Source organism: Frigoribacterium sp. AC759, assembly GCF_979256015.1.
Genome location: NZ_CEEDMT010000007.1, coordinates 79,033 through 101,454, shown reverse-complemented (window position 1 = coordinate 101,454; position 22,422 = coordinate 79,033). Strand labels below are relative to the sequence as shown.

The window sequence follows — 22,422 nt, the reverse complement described above, 5'->3', positions numbered from 1 at the left end:
GAATGGCGACCTCCGAAGCCCCCTCGACCAGCGCCTCCTACGCCGCGGCAGGTGTCGACACGGCGGCGGGAGACCGCGCAGTCGAGCTGATGAAGGCCGCCGTGAGCGCCACGCACGGCCCGGGCGTGGTCGGCGGCGTCGGCGGATTCGCCGGCATGTTCGACGTCTCGTTCCTGAAATCGTTCGACCGCCCGCTGCTCGCCACCTCGACCGACGGCGTCGGCACGAAGGTCGCCATCGCGCAGGCCCTCGACAAGCACGACACCATCGGGCAGGACCTCGTGGGCATGGTCGTCGACGACATCGTCGTGGTCGGCGCCCGCCCCATGATCATGACCGACTACATCGCCTGCGGCCGGGTCGTCCCCACCCGCATCGCCGCCATCGTCGAGGGCATCGCCCGCGCCTGCAGCGAGACGGGCACCGCCCTGGTCGGCGGCGAGACGGCGGAGCACCCCGGGCTGCTCGGCCCCGACGACTACGACGTCGCGGGTGCCGCGGTCGGCGCGGTCGAGGCCGATCGCCAGCTCGGCCCGCACCTGGTCGGCGACGGCGACGTCGTGCTCGCCCTCGCCTCGTCGGGGCTGCACTCGAACGGCTTCTCGCTGGTCAGGCACATCCTCGCGTCGCGCGATCTCGGCTACACCGACACCGTCGACGAGCTCTCGGGCACCCTCGGCGAGGCGCTGCTCGAACCGACCCGGCTCTACACGTCGCCCCTGCTGCGGGTGCTCGACGACCCGGCGCTCGCCGGGGCCGTGCACTCGCTCAGTCACGTGACCGGCGGCGGCATCGCGGCGAACCTGGCGCGTGTGCTGCCCCGCGGTTCGTGGACGGACGTCGATCGCGCGACCTGGTCGCCGGCACCGGTGTTCCGCGTGCTGAGCGACCTGGCCGGTTCGACCCTCGAGTCGAGCGAGGGCACCTGGAACCTCGGCATCGGGATGATCGCCGTGGTCTCGGCCTCGCAGGCGGCCGCGGTCTCGGCGGCGCTGGTCGCCGACGGCATCGACACGTGGCGGATCGGCACGGTCTCGACGGCCGTCCGCGACCTGTCGGGCTTCGAGCAGGGAGCGAAGGGCGTCGACGGAGGCGCGGTTCGGCTGATCGGGGCCTACGCCGGCTGATCCGGCCGGTCGCCGACCGACCCGCCGGTCGCGCTGTTCGCGCTCGGCTGGACGACGAACGCCCGCTCCGCTGCTGCGGGGCGGGCGTCGTGCTGTGCCGAGGGGAGACGCGGCGAGCGGTCAGCCTAGGAGGCGCGGCGCTCGCCGAGCACGCAGAACTCGTTGCCCTCGGGGTCGGCGAGCACGACCCACGACACGTCGGACGTCTGGCCGACGTCGGAGCGGGTGGCCCCGAGCTCGAGCAGGCGGGCGACCTCGGCGTCTTGATCGTCGGGTCGGAAATCGAGGTGCAGGCGGTTCTTGAGGGTCTTGCCCTCGGGAACGCGCACGAAGAGCAGCCCCGGCAGGGAGTCGGGGCTGCTGCGGATCTCGGGTTCGTCGTCGCCGCTCGGCGACACGACGACCCAGCCGAGGGCGTCGGCCCACCAATGGGCGAGCGTCGCCGGCTCGAGGGCGTCGACGACGACCTGCTCCCATTCGAGCGACGGGCGCGCGATCGGACCGCCGGGCGAACCCGTCGTGTCGACGGGTGTCGTGCCGTCGTCCGCCGAGGATCCGTCGATCGTCATGATCAGGCGACCCTAGGCGGTCTTGTTCTGGTCGTGATCGACGTCGTACTCGTCGTCGATGTCGTCGGCCCACTTGTCGACGTATTCGTCGCCGGAGTCGCTCTTGGTAGCCAGCTCTTTTTCGAGTGCACCGTAGTTGGTGTCAGGGCTGAAGTACTTCAGCTCTCTGGCGACCTTGGTGTGCTTGGCTTTTTGACGGCCGCGCCCCATGCGTGACCCCCTCTGAATTCGGCCCGGAAGCGGTGTCGGACGAACCGGGTACAGCCGACTGATGACAGTTGCAAAACTGGACCGATCTTAGCATGTACCCCATGAGTCACCTGTGCCGTCTGGCGCGGGGTCTCGTGCGGGCCGGTCGTGCCGCCGGGAGACCCGTCAGGACCGCCGAGTGGGTGCGGCCTCGTGCGGGGTGACGGTCGCGGCCAGCTCGAAGACGGCCACGACGACGTCCGCTGCGGGCATCAGCTGCGCGCTGGACCGCTCGAAGACCGCATCGGACTGCTTGTACGGGTCGATCACGTCGTCGTCGTCCGGATCGCGGGGGGCTTCGATGGTGCCGCGACGCGAGGCGACGAGTCGGACGAGCTCGCGGAGTCGCCCGGGCACGTCGTCTCGGGGGAGTCTCGCGACGCCCCCGAGGTCGGCCTCGGTGAGACCCTCGGCGAGCCGCGCGAACTCGCGGAGGGTGAAGGTGTGGCGCGACGCCCGCGGATGCATGCTCACGACCGCGCGCCGGTGCTCGCGCGCCATGCCGAACACGAGGTCGGCCTCGGCGATCTGCGACTCGACGAGGTAGCGCGCCCCGTGGTCGTCCGGCTCGGCGCCCCAGGCGCGGGCCTGGGCGACCGCCTGCGCGGGCATGGGATCGCCGTCGCGAGCCATCGTGCCGGCGCTCGACACCGTCAGCCCGGGCAGACCGGCGAGACGCGCCCGCAGGTACTGCTCAGCCAGCGGCGAGCGGCAGATGTTGCCCGTGCAGACCGTCAGGATCGTGAAGTCGCCGGTGGCATGGTCGAACAGACCCTCGAGGGAGAACGGCGTCGCGGACATGTCGGTCACGATACCCAGGGGCATCCCGCAGAGCCTGAGGGCGGCCGCCGCGCGCCGAAGGCGGCTACTTCCGCTTGCGCGGCGCGGCTCCGGTCGAGTTGCGGGCGGCCGATCGGGCCTTCCGGGCCGCGGAGCCTCCGCCGCGCCTGCTCTTCGCCGAACCGGGAGCGCCCGGGGTCTGCGACGGGGCCGTCTTCGAGGGCTGCGCGTCGAGTCCGCGCTGCACCGCGCCTCCTTCGATCGCGGCTCCGGCACGCCCCGACGGGCCCGCGTCGGCGCCGAGCGAACCACCGGCGGCCTCCGACCGACGACCGGCCGGCTCGAGCGGACGGCGCTGCACCGGCGTGGGACGGATCGGCTCGCCGCGGCGGTCCTGCCCGGGGATCGGCCGCGAGCGGCGTCCGTAGAGCACCTCCGACGAGTCGAGCAGCCACGGCACGAGCGAGATCGTCACGCCGTGCACGAGCATCAGCCGCTGACGGATGCGCCGGCTCTTGTGGTTGTGCAGCAGCGACTCCCACCAGTGGCCGACGATGTAGATCGGCGTGTAGACCGTCACGACCTCGCTGCCGTGCTCGTCGCGATGCGCCTTGATGTACTTGATCAACGGCATGCTGATGTCGCGGTACGGCGACGGCACGATCCGCAGCGGCACCTCGATGTTCTGCTCGGCCCACTGCCGCTGCAGCAGCGCCGTCGCCTCGTCGTCGATGCCGACGTGGATCGCCTCGAGCGACTCGTGCCGCGCCGCGATCGCGTAGTCGAGGGCCTTCAGCACCGGCTTCTGCATCGTGCCGACCAGCACGATCGCGTGATCGCCGTGCGAGCCGAACTGCGTGGTCGCGTCGGGCTCGATCTCGACCAGCACGTCGCGGTAGTAGCGGTTCACCCCGAGCATCAGCGTGAACAGGATCGGCATGATGACGAACACCAGCCAGGCGCCGTGTGTGAACTTGGTCACGGTCACGACGATCAGCACCGAGGCCGTCAGCAGCGCGCCGAACGCGTTGATGCCGCGGGCGCGGCAGACCGCGCCGCGATCGGCGCAGCCCTCGCGCAGCATCCGCGTCCAGTGCACGACCATGCCGGTCTGCCCGAGCGTGAACGACACGAAGACCCCGATGATGTACAGCTGGATCAGCCCGGTGACGCTCGCCTGGTAGACGAGCAGGATGGCGCAGGCGACCAGGGCCAGCACGATCACGCCGTTCGAGTAGATCAGGCGGTCGCCGCGGGTGTTCAGCGCCTTGGGCGCGTACTGGTCGCGGGCGAGGATCGACCCCAGCAGCGGGAACCCGTTGAACGCCGTGTTCGCCGCCAGCAGCAGCACCGCCGCCGTGCAGGCCTGGATGAGATAGAACGGGATGCCGAAGAGCGCGCCGCCGAAGACCGACGCCGCGATCTGCGCGATCAGGCTGCGCTGCGGCGTGCCCTCGCAGTCGACGAAGCCCTGCAGATCGCAGGCGTCTTCGGCGTAGTGCACCTTCGCGATCAGCGCCACGGCGACGAGGCCGGCGAACAGCACGATCGCGATGCCGCCCATCAGCACGAGCGTCTTCTGAGCGTTCTGGACCTTGGGGCGACGGAAGGCGGGCACGCCGTTCGCGATCGCCTCGACGCCGGTCAGCGCCGAGCAGCCGCTCGAGAACGCGCGCAGCAGCAGCAGGATGAACGCCGCCTGCGTCAGCTGATCGGCCTGCACCGTGTAGTCGGCGCTCTCGGCCACGGGCGGGTCGCCGAGGGCCGTGCGCACCAGCGCGATGACGATCATCACGAAGACGCTCGACACGAAGAGGTAGGTGGGGATCGCGAACGCCTTGCTCGACTCGCGGACGCCGCGCAGGTTGACCGCCGCCAGCGCGATCACGAAGAAGATCGCCAGCTCGACCCGGATCGGCGCCAGCTCGGGCACCGCCGAGATGATGTTGTCGACGCCCGAGGCCACCGAGACGGCCACCGTCATGACGTAGTCGACCAGCAGGGCGGACGCGACGACCAGGCCGGCCTTCTCGCCGAGGTTGCGGTGCGCGACCTCGTAATCACCGCCTCCTGAGGGGTAGGCCTTGATCAGCTGGCGGTACGACGCGACCACGACGAGCAGCAGCACGACCACCGCGACCGCGACCCACGGCGCGAGCGTCAGGAACCCGAGCCCGCCGATCAGCAGGATCATCAGCAGCTCCTGCGGCGCGTAGGCCACGGAGCTGAGCGGGTCGCTCGCGAAGATGGGGAGCGCGAGGTGCTTGGGGAGGAGCTGCCCGTCGAGCTTCTCGGAGGGCAGCGGTTCGCCGATCAGCCACCGCTTCGGCGACCGGGTGTCGTTGGTCACGAGCGGCGACTCTACTCCGTGCCGAGGGCCTGTCAACTACTGCGGCGCCCCGGTTATTCCCCGGTCACGCGCCTGTTCACCGAACCGTCTCGTTCTGTGTGCTGCAGGTGGACAGGGGCGGGGCGGGAGCCGAGGAGGCGCGGGTCAGGTCGCGACGGCTGCAGGCGTCGATCCCGTGGTCGCCGCCACCGCCCGGCGACGCGCGAAGAGCGGCAGGGTGATGGCGACCAGGGGGCCGATCAGCAGAGCCTCGGCGGCCGTGCCGATGCCGACCTGCCCGCCCAGCAGCCAGCCGCCCGCCAGCACGGACACCTCGATGGCGGTGCGGGCCACGCCCACCCGCCAGCCGAACCGCCGGTGGATGCCGAGCATCAGACCGTCGCGGGGCCCGGGCCCGAAGTCGGCGCCGATGTAGAGCCCGCTCGCGACGGCGAGCAGCAGCAGCCCGCCCGCGAAGGTCAGGCCCTGCGCCCACCACACGCTCTGCTGCGGCAGCACGTGCAGCCCGAAGTCGGCGACCGGCCCGATCGACAAGGTGTTGGCGACCGTGCCGAAGCGCGGTCGCTGCTTCAACGGGATCCAGAGCAGCAGCACGACGAGGCTCGTCAGGAACGTCACGAGCCCGAAGCTGAGCCCCGTGTGCTTCGCGAGCCCCTGCGTCAGGACGTCCCACGGTGCGACCCCGATGCCGGCCCGGACCATCAGGGCGATGGCGAAGCCGTAGGCGAACAGGCCGACGGCGAGACGGAGGAGGCGGTGGATCAGGGGCATGACTCCGATCCAATCGTCGAGGTGGCCTGGTGGCAAGAGGCCAATCGACCTAGGGTGGCACCGTGACGAACGTCGACCCCGGTGCCACTGCTGTCTCGTCGCGAGCGCTGGGGGTGCTGCTGGACTCGTGGCGCGCCTCCTCGGCTCCCGGTTATCTGGCGCTCGCCGACCGGATCCGGCTGCTCGTGCTCGACGGACGACTGCCGGTCGGCACCCGCCTGCCGTCGGAACGCGATCTCAGCACCCACCTCGGGGTCAGCCGCACGACGGTCACGGCCGCCTACGCGACGCTGCGCGACGGCGGACACATCGACAGCGTGCGGGGGAGCGGCAGCGTCGTGCGGCTGCCGACCCGCGTCGCTCTGCCCCGACCGGCCTCGACCGAGGGGCTGCTCGACCTGACGAAGGCCGCCCTGCCCGCCGCCCACGGCATCGCCGAGGCGGCCCAGCGCGCGGCCGGACGACTGGGCGCCTACCTCGGCGACTCGGGCTACGACAAGATCGGCCGACCCGTGCTGCGCGAGGCGATCGCCGAACGGTACCGGCGCCGCGGGCTCGAGACGAGCGCCGACCAGATCGTCGTCACCCTCGGCGCGCAGCACGCCATCGCACTGCTCGCCCGGGTGCTGGTCGGCCGCGGCGACCGCGCCGTCGTCGAGGCGCCCGGGTACCCGCACGCGTTCGAGGCGCTGCGGGTCGCCGGCGCGCGGCTGGTGCCGGTCAGCGTGACCGTCGGCGACGGGTGGGACGAGGCGGCGCTGATGCAGACGCTGCGGCGCACGAGCCCGCCGGTCGCGTACCTCATGCCCGACTTCCACAACCCGACGGGCGCGACCATGCCGGCCGATCAGCGCGCGCGGGTGCTCGACGCGGCGGCGGCGGAGGGGACCGTCGTGATCGTCGACGAGACGATGGCGGAGCTGGCGATCGACGGGGGTGCGGGTGCCGGCGCGGCGGCCGGTCGGCCGTCGCCGATGGCGGCCTACGGGCCCGCCGTCTCGATCGGGTCGGTGGGGAAGTCGCTCTGGGGCGGGCTGCGGATCGGCTGGATCCGCGCCGACCTCCCCCTCGTCGACCGCCTCGTCCGCGCCCGCTCGGCCGGCGACCTCGGCACGCCCGTGCTCGAGCAGCTGCTCGTCGCCGAGCTGCTCGCCGACCTCGACGGCGTGCTGGAGGCGCGGGCCGCCCACCTGAGACGGGGTCGCGACCGCGTCGTGACCGGCCTCCGCACCGCGTTCCCCTCGTGGGACGTCCCGTCGCCCGCGGGCGGGCTCAGCACCTGGGTGGGGCTCGGCGCCCCCGTCAGCTCGCAGCTGACCCTCGCCGCCCGGCGCGAGGGGCTGCTGCTCGCCGCCGGCCCCGTGTTCGGCGTCGACGGGGCGTTCGAGCGGTTCCTCCGCGTGCCGTTCTCGTACGGCGACGACGAGACCGACCGGGCGCTCACCGCCCTGCGCGCCGCCTGGGACGGCATCGACGGCGTGCAGGGGCCGGCCTCGCCGCTGCTGGCCGAGGTGGTCTGAGGGGGCCGACCCGCGCCTCCTCGGCCGGGCCGCGCCTCCTCGGCCGTCCATGAGTCACGACTCGCCGCGAGGCCTCCGCAGCTCGCGGCGTGTCGTGACCCACCGTCTCCGCAGGGCCGGTCAGCGGGCGCGCTGCACCCGCTTCTCGTCCCATACCGGCTCGGGTGCCTCGTAGACCTCGCCGTCGCCGCCGAACACGAGGAACCGGTCGAACGAGCGCGCGAACCAGCGGTCGTGGGTGACCGCCATGACGGTGCCCTCGAAACGGTCGAGAGCGCCTTCGAGGGCCTCGGCCGACACGATGTCGAGGTTGTCGGTGGGCTCGTCGAGCAGCAGGAGCGTGGCTCCGCTCAGCTCGAGGAGGAGGATCTGCAGCCGCGCCTGCTGCCCGCCGCTCAGCGACTCGAAGACCTGCTCGGCGGACCCGACCAGTCCGTAACGGTCGAGCGCCCGGCTGGCGGCTTCGCGTCCGAGCCCGCGCCGCTCGTCGTCGCCCTCGTGCACGATCTCCAGCAGCGTGCGTCCGAGCATCGCCGGGTGCTCGTGTGCTTGGGCGAACCAGCCCGGCACGACCCGCGCACCGAGTGTCGCGCGCCCCGTGTGCGGCACAGGCTCGAGGGCCCCGCCGACCGACGTCACGTGGCCGTCGCGAGGGTCGGGATCGGTGCCGCCCCGCGCCAGCAGTCGCAGGAAGTGCGACTTGCCCGAGCCGTTCGACCCGAGCACGGCGATGCGCTCGCCGAACCACAGCTCGGAGTCGAAGGGGGCCATCAAGCCGGTCAGCTCGAGCCCCTCGCAGACGACGACGCGCTTGCCGGTGCGCGAGCCCGTGAGGCGCATCGTCAAGTCCTGCTCGGGCGGGCGCTCCTGGGGAGGACCGGCCAGCTCGAACTTGTGGAGGCGCGTGAGGGCCGCCTGGTAGCGGGACGCCATGCTGTCCATCGCCGTCGCCTTGACCTTCAGGTTGCGCACCAGGGTCTTCAGCTTCTCGTGCTGTTCGTCCCACCGTCGGCGGAGTTCATCGAGACGCTCCATGCGGTCGGCGCGGGCCTGATGATACGTGCGGAACGAGCCGCCGTGCGTCCATGCGGTGTTGCCGGCGGCGCCGGACTCGATCGTGACGACGCGGTCGGCGACACGGCCGAGCAGTTCGCGGTCGTGGCTGACCAGCAGGACGGTCTTGGGGGTGGCGACCAGGGCCTCCTCGAGCCAGCGCTTGCCGGGTACGTCGAGGTAGTTGTCGGGCTCGTCGAGCAGCAGCACCTGCTCGGGCCCGCGGAGGAGGGCCTCGAGCACCAGCCGCTTCTGCTCACCGCCGCTGAGCGTCGAGACCTCGCGCCAGCGCGCCCGCTCGTAGGGAAGGGCCAGGGAGGCGGTGGTGCAGGTGTCCCACAGGGTCTCGGCCTCATAACCGCCCGCGTCGGCGTAGTCCGCCAGCGCTGTGGCGTAGGCCATCTGCGTCTCGGTGACGTCGTCCTCGAGCAGGGCGAGCTCGGCGGCGTCGAGAGCCAGGGCGGCGGCGCGGACGGCGGTCGGAGCGACCCCGACGAGGAGATCGTGGACGGTGCTCTCGTCGCGGACGTGGCCCACGAACTGGTCCATCACGCCGAGACCCCCGTCGATGCCGATGACGCCGTCGTCCGGCCTCAGCTCACCCCGGATCAGACGCAGGAGCGTCGACTTGCCCACGCCGTTCGCTCCGATGAGCACGGCATTCTGGCCCTCGCCCACCCGGAACGAGACCTCGTCGAGCAGCGGCCTGCCGTCGGCGAGCGCGTAGGACACGCGGTTGACGTCGATGTAGCCCATGGGGTCGTTCCCTCTTCTGCTCGGGGGTGCTCCCCGATCGGGCAGCCGACCAGGATATCGGTCCCTCCCCGAGAGGGGAAGTCGAGATGTCGTCCACAGGGCATGAGAGAGGGCCGCCAGTTCCCAGAGAGAGTGGTGACAATAGGAGGCGCGGTGGACGTCGTGCACCGCGCCTCCTCCGCTCTCCTCGTCACCACCGGAGTCCCGTGCATCTGCTGTCCGTCTTCAGCCTCCGCAACCGCGCGCTGATCGCCCTCGTCACCATCGTCGTCGCCGTGTTCGGCGGGGTCGCGCTCACGTCGCTCAAGCAGGAGCTGGCGCCCAACGTCCAGTTCCCGCAGATCGCCATCGTCAGCTCGTACCCGGGGGCCACCCCCGAGGTCGTGAACGACGACGTCTCGACCCCCATCGAGCAGGCGGTGCAGATCATCCCGGGTCTCGAGGGCACGACCGCGACCTCGAGCACCTCGACCAGCACCGTGTCGGCCGAGTTCACCTACGGTACCGACCTCGACAACGCCGAGCAGAAGATCCAGTCGGCCGTCAACCGTCTGAGCCTGCCCGACGCCGTCGACACCCAGGTCGTCACCGGCAGCCTCGACGACCTGCCGATCATCCAGATCGCCGTCACCGGGTACGACGACTCCGAGGCGCAGCAGCTCGTCGACCGCCTGTCGGACACGACCGTCCCCGACCTGCAGAAGCTCGACGGCGTCCGCGAGGCCTCCGTCTTCGGCGACGCGGGTCAGCGCGTCACCATCACGCCCGACCGCGACGCGCTCGCCGCAGCAGGCCTCACGACGCAGGCGTTCCAGGACGCGCTCGACGCCAACGGGCAGCTGATCCCCGGCGGCACCATCACCCAGGACGGCCAGACGCTGTCGATCCAGGCCGGGTCGCGACTGACGGGCGCCGACCAGATCGCCGCGCTGCCCCTGCTCGGCGGCAGCTCCGCCGTCACGATCGACGACGTCGCCGACGTGGCGCTCACCTCGGCCCCGGTCACCTCGATCAGCCGGGTGAACGGCGAGCCCGCCCTGACGGTCGCGGTGACGAAGACGCTCGACGCCAACACGGTCGACGTCTCCGAGACGGTCCGCGACGCCATCCCCGCACTCGCCACCGACCTCGGCGACGACGTCGACCTCACCGTCGTCTTCGACCAGGCGCCCTTCATCCAGCAGTCGATCGACGCGCTCGCCGAAGAGGGGCTGCTCGGTCTCGCCTTCGCGGTGATCGTCATCCTGGTGTTCCTGCTGTCGATCCGCTCGACGATCGTCACGGCGATCAGCATCCCGACCAGCGTGCTCATCACGTTCATCGGGTTGCAGGCGTCGGGCTACACGCTGAACATCCTCACGCTCGGCGCCCTGACCATCGCCATCGGGCGCGTGGTCGACGACTCCATCGTCGTCATCGAGAACATCAAGCGGCACCTGACCTCGGGCGCCGACCGCCTCCAGGCCATCACGACCGGCGTGCGCGAGGTCGCCGGCGCCATCACCGCGTCGACCGTGACCACCGTCGTCGTGTTCCTGCCGCTCGCCTTCGTGGGCAACATCACCGGCGAGCTGTTCAGGCCGTTCGCCCTGACGGTCACGATCGCCCTCATCGCGTCGCTGTTCGTCGCGCTGACGATCGTGCCGGTGCTGGCGTACTGGTTCCTCCGGGCGCCGAAGGCGCACAAGCACGCGGGGACCGCCCGGGGTGCCGCGGGCGCCGGGGCCGAGGGCTCCGACGGCGTCGTCTCCGGAGGCGCCGCCGGCGAGGAGCTGACGACCCGCGCCTCCGACCCCACCGCCGGGGCCCCGCTCGACCGACTGCGCCGCGTCTACGTGCCGGTGCTGCGAGGCACGCTGCGTCGCCCCGTCGTCACGATCCTGGTCGCCGTGCTGGTGCTCGGCGGCACGGCCGCCGCGGTGCCGTTCATGAAGACCAACTTCCTGGGGGCGAGCGGGCAGAACACCTTCAGCGTCACGCAGACCCTCGCTCCGGCGACCAGCCTCGACGCGCAGTCCGACGCGGCGACGCAGGTCGAGGAGGCCCTCGAGGGGGTCGAGGGCATCGAGACCGTGCAGCTGACGATCGGCTCGAGCGGCACCTCGATCGCCAGCTTCTTCGGCGGCTCGGGTGACAGCACCGTCACCTACTCGATCACGACCGACGAGAGCGCCGACCAGGACGTCGTCCAGTCGGACGTGCGCGACCGCCTCGACGGGCTCGGCGACGTCGGCGACATCGAGGTGACCGCCTCGAGCGGGTTCGGCACGAGCAACGACATCACCATCGACGTCTCCGCACCCGACCCCGAGACGCTCCAGACGGCGACCGACAGCGTGCTGTCGACCGTGCGCGAACTGCCCGGCACCGCCGAGGCCAGCTCGAACCTCGCCTCGGCGCAGCCCATCATCGGCGTGCAGATCGACCGCGACGAGGCGGCGGCGCTCGGACTGAGCGAGGTCGCCGTCGGCGCGATCGTGTCGCAGGCCGTGCAGCCGCTGCAGGTCGGCTCGATCGAGATCGACAACAGCTCGATCGACGTCTACACCGTCGCCCCGACGCCGCCGGCGAGTCTCGACGAGCTCCGCGCCGTCGAGCTGCCCGGCCCGACCGGCCCCGTGCGACTCGACTCGATCGCCACGATCGACGAGACGACCGGGCCGACCTCGGTCACCACCTCCGACGCCGTCCGCACGGCGACCGTCACCGTCACCCCGTCGGGCGACGACCTCTCGACGGCCAGCACCGAGGTGACCGACGCCCTCGACGGCATCGACCTGCCGACCGGCGCCGACACCGAGATCGGCGGCGTCACGGCCGACCAGGCGAACGCGTTCTCTCAGCTGGGTCTGGCCGTGCTGATCGCCATCCTCATCGTCTACATCGTGATGGTGGCGACCTTCCGCAGCCTGCTGCAGCCGTTCCTCCTGCTGGTGTCGATCCCGTTCGCGGCGACCGGTGCGATCCTGCTGCAGATCGCCTCGGGGATCCCGCTGGGCGTCGCATCGCTGATCGGCGTGCTGATGCTGGTGGGCATCGTGGTCACCAACGCGATCGTGCTGATCGACCTCGTGAACCAGTACCGCACCCGAGGGCTGCGGGTGCGCGAGGCGCTGCTCGAAGGCGCGTCGCGCCGACTGCGACCCATCCTCATGACGGCGACCGCGACGATCTTCGCGCTGCTGCCCATGGCGCTCGGCATCACGGGGCACGGCGGCTTCATCTCGCAGCCGCTCGCCATCGTCGTCATCGGCGGGCTCGTGTCGTCGACCGTGCTGACGCTGGTCGTGCTGCCGGTGCTGTACTTCCTGGTCGAGGGTGCGCGCGAGCGCCGGGCGGAGCGGCGCGCGGGGTAGGTGCAGGTACGCAGGCCCTGCGGCGTAGGCGCAGGCGCCGGTGCAGGCGTAGGCGCTGACGCTTGCGCCGGGGTGGGCGGTTTGGTGTTTGCGGGCGTGTTCGGCGGGGGTGGGCGTGTGGGGGCGCCCGGGGGCGACGGAGTCGCCCGGAGTGGGCCGCGAAGCACCGCCACCGCCCTGGTGCGGGGGAGACGCGCTGCGGGCGCACGGTGTCTTGACCCATGGGGCCCGTCTTCTCGAAACGGGGCGCGCGGCCGCGCGTAGAGGGGGCTTTTGCCGGAGGCGCGGGTCGGGTATCGTGGACCGGTCGGCTCAAGACACCGCGCCTGTGGCGCGACTGCACCACCCGCTCGTCACGACGGGGGTGCGCATGAGGGTTTGTAAGTCTTGTGGGCCGGATTCCCGTCGGATCTCGACGGGATGAATTCACGATGGTGAACGGTCCTGGTCAACGGCTGCCCGGGTATTTCTTCGCGTCATCCGCAAGCCCGGAAAGAAACCCATGCCCCCTTACGACAAGACCCCCTCGCGCGGCAAGAGCAACGACTCGCGCGGCACCGGCTCGAAGAGCCCCAAGCACCGCGGCCACCGCGCCGACGAGGCCGGCGCCCCCGAGCGCAAGCAGCGCTGGAACGCCGACTCCCGCGCCGAACGACGCGGCGACGCCCCCCGCGGCGCCGGCGCCGGCCGCCCCAACTGGGAGCCCCGCGAGAAGACCGGCAACAGCCGCTTCGCCCCCCGCGACCACGACGCCCGCAACGGCGAGCGCGGTCGTGACGGCGGACGCGACGCCGCCCGCGGCTGGGGCCGCGACGGGGGCAAGGAGGCCGCCCGCGCCGGGCGCGACAACCGCCCCTCGCGCGGCTACGACCGCGCCCCGCGCTCCTACGACCGCGACGACCGCCCGGCTCGCGACGATCGAGCGCCCCGTTCGTACGACCGCGGCGACCGCCCCGCTCGCGACGATCGCGCGCCTCGTTCGTACGACCGTCCGACCCGCAGCGACCGACCGGCGCGTGACGATCGCGCACCCCGCTCGTACGACCGCGACGATCGCGCTCCTCGTTCGTACGACCGCGGCGACCGCCCTGCGCGTGACGATCGCGCCCCCCGCTCGTACGACCGCGGCGACCGCCCGGCTCGCGACGATCGCGCTCCTCGTTCGTACGACCGCAGCGACCGCCCCGCGCGCAACGACCGCGGCGACCGCCCCACGCGCACCGATCGCGCCCCGCGCTCGTTCGACCGCGCCGACCGCGACTCGCGGTCCGAGCGTCCCAGCGACTTCTACCCCAAGCGGAACTCCGCGGCGGGCCCGCACTACTCGCCCGAAGACGACGTCAAGCTCGAGAAGCTGCAGGCCGAGGTCGTCACGGCGGCCGACGTCGAGGGCGTGAGCTTCGGCGACCTCGGTCTCGGCGACAATATCGAGCGCCAGCTCGCGTCGATGGGCGCCGCGGCGCCGTTCGCCATCCAGGCGGCGACGATCCCCGACGTGCTGAAGGGCCGCGACGTCCTCGGCCGCGGTCGCACCGGCTCGGGCAAGACCATCGCCTTCGGCGCCCCGCTCGTCGAGAAGCTGATGGAGAACAACGGCGCCAAGGGTCGCAAGCCGGGCCGCAAGCCCCGCGCGCTCATCCTCGCCCCGACGCGCGAGCTCGCGATGCAGATCGACCGCACCGTGCAGCCCATCGCCCGCTCGGTCGGTCTCTTCACCACGCAGGTCTACGGCGGTGTGCCCCAGGCCCGCCAGGTCGGTGCGATCAACCGCGGCGTCGACATCATCATCGGCACGCCCGGCCGCATCGAGGACCTCATCGACCAGGGCCGACTCGACCTCAGCGAGGTCGTCATCACGGTGCTCGACGAGGCCGACCACATGTGCGACCTGGGGTTCCTCGAGCCGGTGCAGCGCATCATCCGCGAGACCGCCACGGTCAAGCGCGACGGCACCCGCGCCCAGAAGCTGCTCTTCAGCGCCACGCTCGACAAGGGCGTCGCGAAGCTCGTCGACGAGTTCCTGGTGAACCCCGCCGTGCACGAGGTCGCCGGCGAGGACCAGGCCAGCGCCACCATCGACCACCGCGTGCTCGTCATCGAGCAGCGCGACAAGACGGCCGTCATCGAGCAGCTCGCCTCGGGCGAGGGCAAGACCCTGGTCTTCGCCCGAACGCGCGCCTTCGCCGAGCAGCTCGCCGACCAGCTCGAAGACGCGGGCATCCGCTCGACGAGCCTGCACGGCGACCTGAACCAGGCCCGCCGCACGCGCAACCTGCAGATGCTCACGAGCGGCCGGGTCAACGTGCTCGTCGCGACCGACGTCGCCGCCCGCGGCATCCACGTCGACGACATCAGCCTGGTCGTCCAGGCCGACATGCCCGACGAGTACAAGACCTACATGCACCGCTCCGGTCGCACGGGTCGCGCCGGCAAGCAGGGCACCGTCGTGACGCTCATCACGCGTCCGCGTCGTCGCCGCATGGAGGAGCTGCTCGATCGTGCCGAGATCGAGGCCGAGATGATCGAGACGCGCCCCGGCGACCGTCTGATCGACCAGCTCGCCGCCGCGCAGGCGTAAGAGGAGCACACGGAGCCGAGGAGGCGCGGGGCAGGTACCCGCGCCTCCGCGGCTCTTCTGCGTCACGGCGCCCCCTGCGGCGGGTCCGCGTCATCGGCGGCGGGTCAGCGCTGACCCGCCCGGGATGACGGGAACCCGCCGCACCCTGGGGCCGGAGCCACGGCGGCGGGTCAGCGGCGGTCGAGGAGGCCGCGCACGTACGAGGCCTGCCCGATGTGCTGGCTGCAGTCGCCGAGGATGCTGACGAGGCGGGCTCCGGCGGTGACGGGGGGATCCCACTGGTCGTCGACCACGTCGGTGTACGACGCGGCGTCGAGGCCCTCGAGGTAGCCGCGGGTCCGCAGCGTCACCGCCTCGAGGTAGCCCACCAGCAGCTCGGCCTCGACACGGACCTCGCCCGCCTCGGCGGCGCTCTGCCCGTAGCCCATCTCGCCGGGAGCGAAGGGCAGCGCGAAGGCGTCGACCCAGCCGTCGACCGCCCAGACCTGCTCGCCCGCGGCGAGGTCGGCGATCTGGACGTCCTGCCCGCGGGCGGCGTGCCAGACGAGCCAGGCGATCGAGTTCGCCTCCGCGTCGGGGCGCCACGCCAGGTCGTCGACGGTGAGCCCGGTCACCGCCTCACGGGCGATTGCGGGGAGGCGGTCGAAGGCTTCGATGAGGACGTCGGACGGAGTCATCGCCCCAGGCTACGAGCCGAGGGCGGACCGCGGTCAGTGCAGTTCGTCGAGCCCGGTGCTCGCGCGGTTGCGCAGCGAGTCGGCGAGGGCATTCGTCGCGGTCGCGTAGAACTCGAGGAAGTGGGGGTCGATCGCCTCGCGGAAGGCGAGCCGGTAGACCTGCGCGACGTCGGCGATGGCCTTCTCGCCCCGCGGCGCCAGCTCGAGGACGGTGCTGCGCCGGTCGGTGGGGTGCGCGACACGTCGCACGTAACCGCCCGTGTCGAGCCGGTCGATGAGGCTCGTGGTCGCGCCTGTCGAGAGATCGACGTACTCGGTGACCATCTTGGGCGTGACCTCGTCGGTGCTCGCGAGGAACACGAGGGCGCGGATGTCGGTGACGCCGAGACCGAGCTGGGCCGCCACGAGCTTGATCACCGCGGTGTTGCTCTGCTCGAGTCGACTGAAGGCGCGGACGGCTGCGGTCACGTCGACCCGGCCGTCGTCGTCGCGCGGCGGCGTCGAGCCGCGCTCGGGCTGGGGAGAGACATCGGTCATGGTCGTGCGCCGCTCGTCGGGTCGTTGGTACGGAGGTCAAGTATCTCACTCATCAAGATACCCCCCGCTCTGGGGTCGGCACGCGACTTGCACACGCTTCGATGCGCAAGTATCTTGATTGTCGTACCACTTGGGAAGCGAACAACTCGGGTAACGAACTACTCGAATCTCGTATTACTCGGATTCCGAGCACATCCCACCCCGACTCACACCGACACTTCCCGCTGACCACTTGGAGCACACGATGTCCCGTCCCACCCCCCGCATGACCCGCCTCGCCGCCTGGATCGCCATCCCCGCCGCCCTCGTCGCCAGCGGTGTCGTCGTCTCGCAGGCCTCGTACTCGGCCTTCTCGTCGACCACCGTCAACCCCACCAGCAACTGGACCGCGGGCAGCGTCGCCCTCACCGACGACGACAGCAACACCGCGCTGTTCACCGCCTCGAACCTTAAGCCGGGCTCGACGGGCAGCAACTGCATCGCCGTCACGTCGTCCGGATCGCTCGCCTCGACCGTCAAGCTCTACGGCACGAACGCCAGCACCACCAACAACCTCGCCTCGAACATCACGCTGAGCGTCGTCCAGGGCACGGGCGGCGGCTTCGGCACCTGCGCCGGCTTCACCCCCTCGGCCGCCGGTTCGTCGCTCTACTCGGGCACGCTCGCCGCGTTCGGCACCTCGTCGACCAACTTCTCCAACGGAGTCGGCAACTGGGCCCCCACCGGCACCGCCGCCGAGACCCGCGTCTACCAGGTGACCTACACGGTCAGCCCGTCGGCCCCCAACAGCACCCAGGGCGGCACCGCGGCCCTCGGCCTGACCTGGGAAGCCCAGAACAGCTGATCTCCGAGCTCTCCCGAGCTCGTCAGGCTCCCGCCGCCGACCGACCTCCCCCCCGGGTAGGTCGACGGCGGGGCACACGATCCGACACCCCGAACCGGTCGGATCGACCCCGGCCACGGCGGCCCGAACCGCCGAGGTCACTCCGGCCACGGCGGCCCGAACCGCCGAGACCACCCCGAGCGCGGCGGCCCGAACCGCCGCGCCGCAGCACCACCCCGAGCGCGGCGGCCCGAACCGCCGCGCCGCAGCACCACACGCACCACCCGCACCAGGCACGACCCGCTCCGGCACCACCGCTACCCGCATCGTTCCACCCGCACCGCACCTCCTGCACCATCCGCTCCACCCGCACCACCGCACCACCACCCCCACCCGACAGTCCCGCCGAGAGAGGCGCCCCGTGACCTCGATCGACCTGAAGCTGCGCCCCTCCCGGGCCGCGGCGGCCGCGTCGATGACGGTCCCCCGGGGCGCCTCCGGCTCGTGGCCGCACTGGGTCCGACTCCTGCTCGCGACGCTGGCGCGCACCGTGCTCGGCACGCTGATCGGCCTGCTGCTCTGGGCCGCCGGCCCCGCCATCATCGGCTGGACCCCCACCACCGTGATGACCGGCAGCATGGAGCCCCGCATCAGCCCCGGCGACATCGTCGTGGCCAAGCCGGTCGCCGAGACCGACATCCACCGCGGCCAGGTGCTGCTGTTCGACGACCCCGACAAGGCCGACCACCTGCGTCTGCACCGCTACCTCGAGAACGGCACGGGTGCCGAGATCGTCACGAAGGGCGACGCCAACCCGGCGGCCGACTCGACCCCGATCGCTCGGAGCGCCGTCGTCGGCGTGGGGTTCCTCCGCGTGCCGTACCTCGGCATGCCGTTCGTCTGGGCGGCCGGCGGGCAGTACGGTCACCTGATCGTCGTCGGCAGCCTGCTGCTCCTGCTCGTCGGAGCCTCGCGTCTCGACCGCGACCTGCACCGTGACGCCAAGGAGGCGCGGGTCCCGTCGATCACGGCCACCCGCAGGTGGTTCCCGGCTTCCGCGTCCGCCACCAGCGCCTCCTCGGTGGCCGTGCACCCGGTCGGCGCCTCCGTGCCTGCCGCGTCCTCTTCTGCGGCGACCCGTCGGGCCGTCCGTCGCCGCGAGCGTCGTCTCCGCCGACTGCGCGGCACCGCCGGTGCGCTCGCCGTCGTGGGTGCGGCCTCGGGTCTCGCCCTCACCCTCGTGGTCGGCGGCGGCGCCGGTGCCGCGTACTCGGCGCCCGTCGCGAACCCGACCTCGAGCTACACCGCGGGCAGCAGCTACGACTGCCTCAAGGAGTCGTACAGCAGCGAGACCTCGTACGGGTTCCCGTACAACGAGCTCTCGGGCACGACCACCACCGACGGCAGCACCTTCGCCCGCGTCGGCACGCTGACCTCGGGTGCCTCGTTCGTGACCGGCTCGTGCGCGAGGAACGACAGCCCCTCGCTGCTGCTCGACGGATCGACCGGGCAGGTCACCACGGCCGTGAACCTCACCGGTCAGGCGTCGTTCACCGTCGAGACCTGGTTCAAGACGACCTCGACCCGTGGCGGTGCGCTCGTCTCGTTCACGCCCAACCAGACCGGCACGGCCACCAGCGCCGACCGCGCGCTGTTCGTGACGAACGCGGGCAGGATCGCCTTCGGCGTCCGCCCCACGACCTCGACGGTCAAGACGCTGACGACCCCCGCCGCGTACAACGACGGCGCCTGGCACCACGTCGTCGCCACCCTCTCGAGCAGCACGGGTGCGGTCGTGTACGTCGACGGCACCGCCGTCGCCAGCGACTCGACGTCGCGCACGGCGCAGAGCGCGACGGGTTTCTGGCGTGTCGGCTACGGCCCGCTCGGCAACTACACCGGAGCCCCGACCAGCGCGTTCTTCGCAGGGCAGGTCGACGGCACCACGATCTACAACAACTCGGCCCAGACGGCCGCGACCGTGCAGTCCCGGTTCGCCGCCGGGCACTGACGCGCCGCCTCGCCCCACCCTGCGAGACTCGACGCATGCCCCTTCAGATCAACGACGTCTACGTGGACGGCCGCCTGCACGTCTCGCCCGAGACGCTCGACGACACGTACGCCGCACTCGCCGACACCGGCGGCACGGCGTGGGTCGTCCTCTCGGAGCCGGACGCCGCCGAGCTCGACTCGCTGGCCCGCCAGTTCGACCTGCACGAGCTCGCCATCGAAGACGCCGGGTCTGGGCATCAGCGCGCCAAGCTCGAGCGGTACGGGGCGACGCTCTTCGTCGTCGTCCGCCCGGCGGTCTACCTCGACGACGAGGAGACCGTGGCGTTCGGCGAGATCCACGGCTTCGTCGGCGAGAACTTCTTCGTCGGCATCAACCACGTGTCGCACATCGACGCCCGCCACGTCAGTCGCGGGGTCGCCCGCCTGCGATCGAAGCCCGACCTGCTCGGCGCCGGGCCGCAGGCCATGCTGTGGGCACTGCTCGACGCCGTCGTCGACGCCTACAAGCCCGTCATCGACGGCCTCGAGAACGACATCGACGAGATCGAGCAGCAGCTGTTCGCCGGCGAGCCGGGCGTCTCGCGGCGCATCTACGAGCTGTTCGGCGAGGTCGCCGACTTCCAGAAGGCGTCGCGTCCGCTGATCGCGATGCTCGACGGTCTGCTGCGCGGCGGCGAGAAGTACCGGGTCGGCACCGAGCTCGAGCGCCGACTGCGCGACGTGCAGGACCACGTGATCCGCGTCGTCGACCGCGCCGACACGTTCCGCGCCGTGCTGCAGAACGCGCTGGCGCTGAACGCCACCCTCGTCGCCCAGGACTCGAACGAGGTCACGAAGCGCATCTCGGCCTGGGCCGCGATCCTGTTCGCCCCGACCCTGGTCGGCGCGATCTACGGCATGAACTTCGACGTCATGCCCGAGCTGCACTGGGCCTGGGGGTACCCGTTCGCGTTGGGTCTCATGGTCGCCATCGCGGGCGGGCTGTTCGGGGCGTTCCGCTGGAAGCGCTGGCTCTAGCGCTCTCGCGCCCCGTCGCGCGATCGAGTGGTCGGAAGATGCTCTTCGACGCGAGAGGAAGAGCATGTTCTGACCACTCGATCCCGTGGTGGGCGAGAGTGGACGGGCGAGCGCATCCGCTCTCTCAGCGGGCGGCGTCGAGCACCTCGTCGAGTCGGGGCCCGAGCACTCGCGCGAAGCCGTCGGTGAGGTGGTTCGTGTCGCGGAAGGCGAGCGAGTTCCAGACCACGGGCGAGCACGTCTCGGTGCACATCCAGTCGAGCGTCGGGACGTAGCGAACCCGCGACCGCTCGGCCGCACCCCGGTCCGCCGCCGTCGCCGGCGCGTCGACGAGCGCCTCCACCGGTGCCGAACAGGCGGCGACGTCGTCGAGATGGGACGAGAGGCAGAGCGGGGGGCGATCGGGCCACCGCGGGACGTCGCCCAGCACGACGACGCGCGTCGAGTCGGGGAGGGCGTCGACGAACCGTTCGAGCCCCGTCGCCCACTCGCGTTCGAAGTCGTCGGGCGACCGCGCGACCAGCCGGTACCCGCTGACGGCGTGCGAGACCACGACCGTGTCGACGGGCTCTTCGACGAGCGTCGCCACGACGTCGTCCCGCCAGCTCGCGCACTCGGTGTAGTCGCGGGCGGCGTGCGGATGCTCGAGCACGAGCTCGACCACCGGGCACGCCAGCTTCGTGTGCACGATCAGCTCTTCGCCCCGTCGCTCGACCCGGTCGCGCAGCGGCGTGAACCACTGCGCGGCGTGCGAGTCGCCGACCAGGGCCGTCGTCGGCCCGTCGGGGTCGCCGAACGAGCAGCCGAGCGCCGCGACGACCTGGTAGTCGGCGTGGCAGCCGTCGGCGTAGATCGTCGGGATCGACTCGTCGACGTCCGCGAGCCCGGGGGAGAGATCGGCGGGCACGACCGTCGCCGCGACCGGCCCGGCCCGGACGTCGTCGGCCGTCGGGGAGGCCAGCACGACGTCCGTGGACAGCACCGGGTCCGCCAGAGCCGCACCCGAGACTCCGGCGACCAGGGCGGCGGTGGTCAGGCCCGCGACGGCGATGGTCCGTGGGCGGCGGGTCGCCAGGCGGGGAGTCAGACGGTTCTCGAGGGTGACGTGGGTGAGCGCCGCCAGGACGACGGAGCAGACCGCGGCCGCGACGACCTCGCCCGGGCGGATGTCGCGTCCGAGCGCGAGAGTCGGCACGACGAGCAGCGGCCAGTGCCATAGATAGAGCGGATAGGAGATGTCGCCGACCCTGGTCAGCGGCCGCCACGAGAGCACGCTCGAGACCAACGGCAGACGATCCGCCCCGACCGAGTCCGCCGCGTCCGAGTCCGCGGCGGCGTCCGAGCCCGCCCCGACCGAGCCCGCGGCGATCACCGCGGCCGTGCCCAGCACCGGCAGCAGCGCCGCCGCCCCGGGGAACACCGTCGACTCGTCGAGCAGCACGACGGCCGACACGATGGCGGCGAGCCCGAGCCACCCCACGACCGCAGCCCCCAGCCGGGGCGCCTCGCCCAGCCGGGTCACCTCGCCCAGCCGGGGCACCCCGCCCAGCCGTCCGGCGCCGACGGCGAGCAGCGCCCCGGCCCCGAGCTCCCACGCGCGCGACGGCAGCGCGAAGAAGGCCCAGGGCTGCGACACCGTGACCAGCCAGAGGCAGAGCACGAAGGAGGCGGCGGTCGCCACCCCCAGGACGACGGCGAGCAGGCGCCGCCCCGCCACCGCGAGCACGGCGACGAGCGCCAGGGGCCAGACCAGGTAGAACTGCTCTTCGACGCCGAGCGACCAGAAGTGCTGGAAGACCGAGGGCTCGCTCGCGCTCAGGTACCGGGTGCCCGAGCGGGCGAAGTCGATGTTCGCGACCCCGACGGTCGCCAGGAGCGCCTCGCGGGCGGTCGACCGCCAGAGCAGCGGCGGCATCCAGACGACGCACGCGGCGACCGTGGCCGCGACCACCAGCAGAGCCGGCGGCGCGAGCCGGGCCACCCGCCGCGACCAGAACCGCGCGAGCGACACCCGGCCCGTCCGGGCGTGCTCGCGCAGCAGATTGCCGGTGATGAGGAACCCCGAGACGACGAAGAACACGTCGACCCCCGCGTACCCGCCCGAGAGCCCGGGCACCCCGCAGTGGTACAGGAGCACCGCGATGACGGCCACCGCCCGGAGCCCCTGGATGTCGGCGCGACGAGGGTGTGCGGCGGAGACGTGCATCCCGTCAGGCTATAACATCACGACCCCTATGCGTCGACCC

16 protein-coding genes are annotated in these 22,422 nt (G+C 71.9%); 7 read left to right on the top strand and 9 right to left on the bottom strand.

The window, feature by feature from the left end:
• The first annotated feature begins 2 nt into the window (after window positions 1-2).
• Complete coding sequence (purM, locus tag ACZ6JE_RS08055) at window positions 3-1,127, top strand: phosphoribosylformylglycinamidine cyclo-ligase (protein ID WP_464318654.1); 1,125 nt, start codon at window positions 3-5, stop codon at window positions 1,125-1,127.
• 125 nt (window positions 1,128-1,252) lie between these two features.
• On the opposite strand, the gene ACZ6JE_RS08050 is transcribed toward purM, so the two are convergent.
• From ACZ6JE_RS08050 to yczE, 5 genes are all read right to left on the bottom strand, one after another.
• Window positions 1,253-1,696, bottom strand: coding sequence for a VOC family protein (locus tag ACZ6JE_RS08050; protein WP_464318653.1), 444 nt, complete (start codon window positions 1,694-1,696; stop codon window positions 1,253-1,255).
• A 12-nt stretch (window positions 1,697-1,708) separates the two neighbouring features.
• The gene (locus ACZ6JE_RS08045) at window positions 1,709-1,906 is read right to left on the bottom strand and encodes a DUF3073 domain-containing protein (RefSeq protein WP_192060854.1); all 198 of its coding nucleotides are present in this window, start codon (window positions 1,904-1,906) and stop codon (window positions 1,709-1,711) included.
• A 165-nt stretch (window positions 1,907-2,071) separates the two neighbouring features.
• Window positions 2,072-2,770 (bottom strand): arsenate reductase/protein-tyrosine-phosphatase family protein, encoded by a 699-nt coding sequence (locus tag ACZ6JE_RS08040; protein WP_464318652.1) that lies wholly within the window; start codon window positions 2,768-2,770, stop codon window positions 2,072-2,074.
• 40 nt (window positions 2,771-2,810) lie between these two features.
• Window positions 2,811-5,075, bottom strand: a complete 2,265-nt coding sequence (locus ACZ6JE_RS08035; protein WP_464318651.1) for an amino acid permease — start codon at window positions 5,073-5,075, stop codon at window positions 2,811-2,813.
• A 144-nt stretch (window positions 5,076-5,219) separates the two neighbouring features.
• Window positions 5,220-5,846 (bottom strand): membrane protein YczE, encoded by a 627-nt coding sequence (yczE, locus tag ACZ6JE_RS08030; protein WP_320478421.1) that lies wholly within the window; start codon window positions 5,844-5,846, stop codon window positions 5,220-5,222.
• Window positions 5,847-5,908: 62 nt separating this feature from the next.
• Here yczE and yczR point away from each other — a divergent pair, with 62 nt between their 5' ends.
• Window positions 5,909-7,366 (top strand): MocR-like transcription factor YczR, encoded by a 1,458-nt coding sequence (yczR, locus tag ACZ6JE_RS08025; RefSeq protein WP_464318650.1) that lies wholly within the window; start codon window positions 5,909-5,911, stop codon window positions 7,364-7,366.
• Window positions 7,367-7,486: 120 nt separating this feature from the next.
• On the opposite strand, the gene ACZ6JE_RS08020 is transcribed toward yczR, so the two are convergent.
• On the bottom strand, window positions 7,487-9,175 hold the full coding sequence (locus ACZ6JE_RS08020; RefSeq protein ID WP_320478419.1) for an ABC-F family ATP-binding cassette domain-containing protein: 1,689 nt from the start codon (window positions 9,173-9,175) through the stop codon (window positions 7,487-7,489).
• A 206-nt stretch (window positions 9,176-9,381) separates the two neighbouring features.
• Here ACZ6JE_RS08020 and ACZ6JE_RS08015 point away from each other — a divergent pair, with 206 nt between their 5' ends.
• Together ACZ6JE_RS08015 and ACZ6JE_RS08010 are read left to right on the top strand one after the other, a co-directional pair.
• Entirely contained in the window at window positions 9,382-12,531 is a 3,150-nt protein-coding gene (locus tag ACZ6JE_RS08015; protein WP_320479582.1) for an efflux RND transporter permease subunit, read from the top strand.
• 502 nt (window positions 12,532-13,033) lie between these two features.
• Window positions 13,034-15,109 carry a DEAD/DEAH box helicase gene (locus ACZ6JE_RS08010; protein WP_464318649.1) on the top strand — a complete coding sequence of 692 codons (2,076 nt, stop codon included), beginning with the start codon at window positions 13,034-13,036 and terminating at the stop codon, window positions 15,107-15,109.
• Between the two features lie 170 nt (window positions 15,110-15,279).
• Here the strand turns inward: ACZ6JE_RS08010 and ACZ6JE_RS08005 are convergent, their stop codons facing one another.
• Both ACZ6JE_RS08005 and ACZ6JE_RS08000 read right to left on the bottom strand, forming a co-directional pair.
• Window positions 15,280-15,786 carry a mycothiol transferase gene (locus ACZ6JE_RS08005; protein ID WP_464318648.1) on the bottom strand — a complete coding sequence of 169 codons (507 nt, stop codon included), beginning with the start codon at window positions 15,784-15,786 and terminating at the stop codon, window positions 15,280-15,282.
• Between the two features lie 33 nt (window positions 15,787-15,819).
• Window positions 15,820-16,323: a MarR family winged helix-turn-helix transcriptional regulator gene (locus ACZ6JE_RS08000; protein ID WP_464318647.1), complete on the bottom strand. Its 504-nt coding sequence runs from the start codon at window positions 16,321-16,323 to the stop codon at window positions 15,820-15,822.
• 244 nt (window positions 16,324-16,567) lie between these two features.
• Here ACZ6JE_RS08000 and ACZ6JE_RS07995 point away from each other — a divergent pair, with 244 nt between their 5' ends.
• The 3 genes from ACZ6JE_RS07995 to ACZ6JE_RS07985 all read left to right on the top strand — a co-directional run bounded on the left by ACZ6JE_RS07995 (window position 16,568) and on the right by ACZ6JE_RS07985 (window position 20,176).
• The gene (locus ACZ6JE_RS07995; protein WP_192060832.1) at window positions 16,568-17,167 is read left to right on the top strand and encodes a hypothetical protein; all 600 of its coding nucleotides are present in this window, start codon (window positions 16,568-16,570) and stop codon (window positions 17,165-17,167) included.
• A 400-nt stretch (window positions 17,168-17,567) separates the two neighbouring features.
• Window positions 17,568-19,157, top strand: a complete 1,590-nt coding sequence (locus ACZ6JE_RS07990; protein WP_464318646.1) for a signal peptidase I — start codon at window positions 17,568-17,570, stop codon at window positions 19,155-19,157.
• Between the two features lie 35 nt (window positions 19,158-19,192).
• Window positions 19,193-20,176 carry a magnesium and cobalt transport protein CorA gene (locus ACZ6JE_RS07985; protein WP_192060830.1) on the top strand — a complete coding sequence of 328 codons (984 nt, stop codon included), beginning with the start codon at window positions 19,193-19,195 and terminating at the stop codon, window positions 20,174-20,176.
• A gap of 124 nt (window positions 20,177-20,300) precedes the next feature.
• Here ACZ6JE_RS07985 and ACZ6JE_RS07980 read toward each other — a convergent pair whose 3' ends face one another.
• A complete protein-coding gene (locus ACZ6JE_RS07980) occupies window positions 20,301-22,382 on the bottom strand; it encodes an acyltransferase family protein (RefSeq protein WP_464318645.1) in 2,082 nt (693 codons plus the stop codon).
• Window positions 22,383-22,422: the final 40 nt, after the last annotated feature.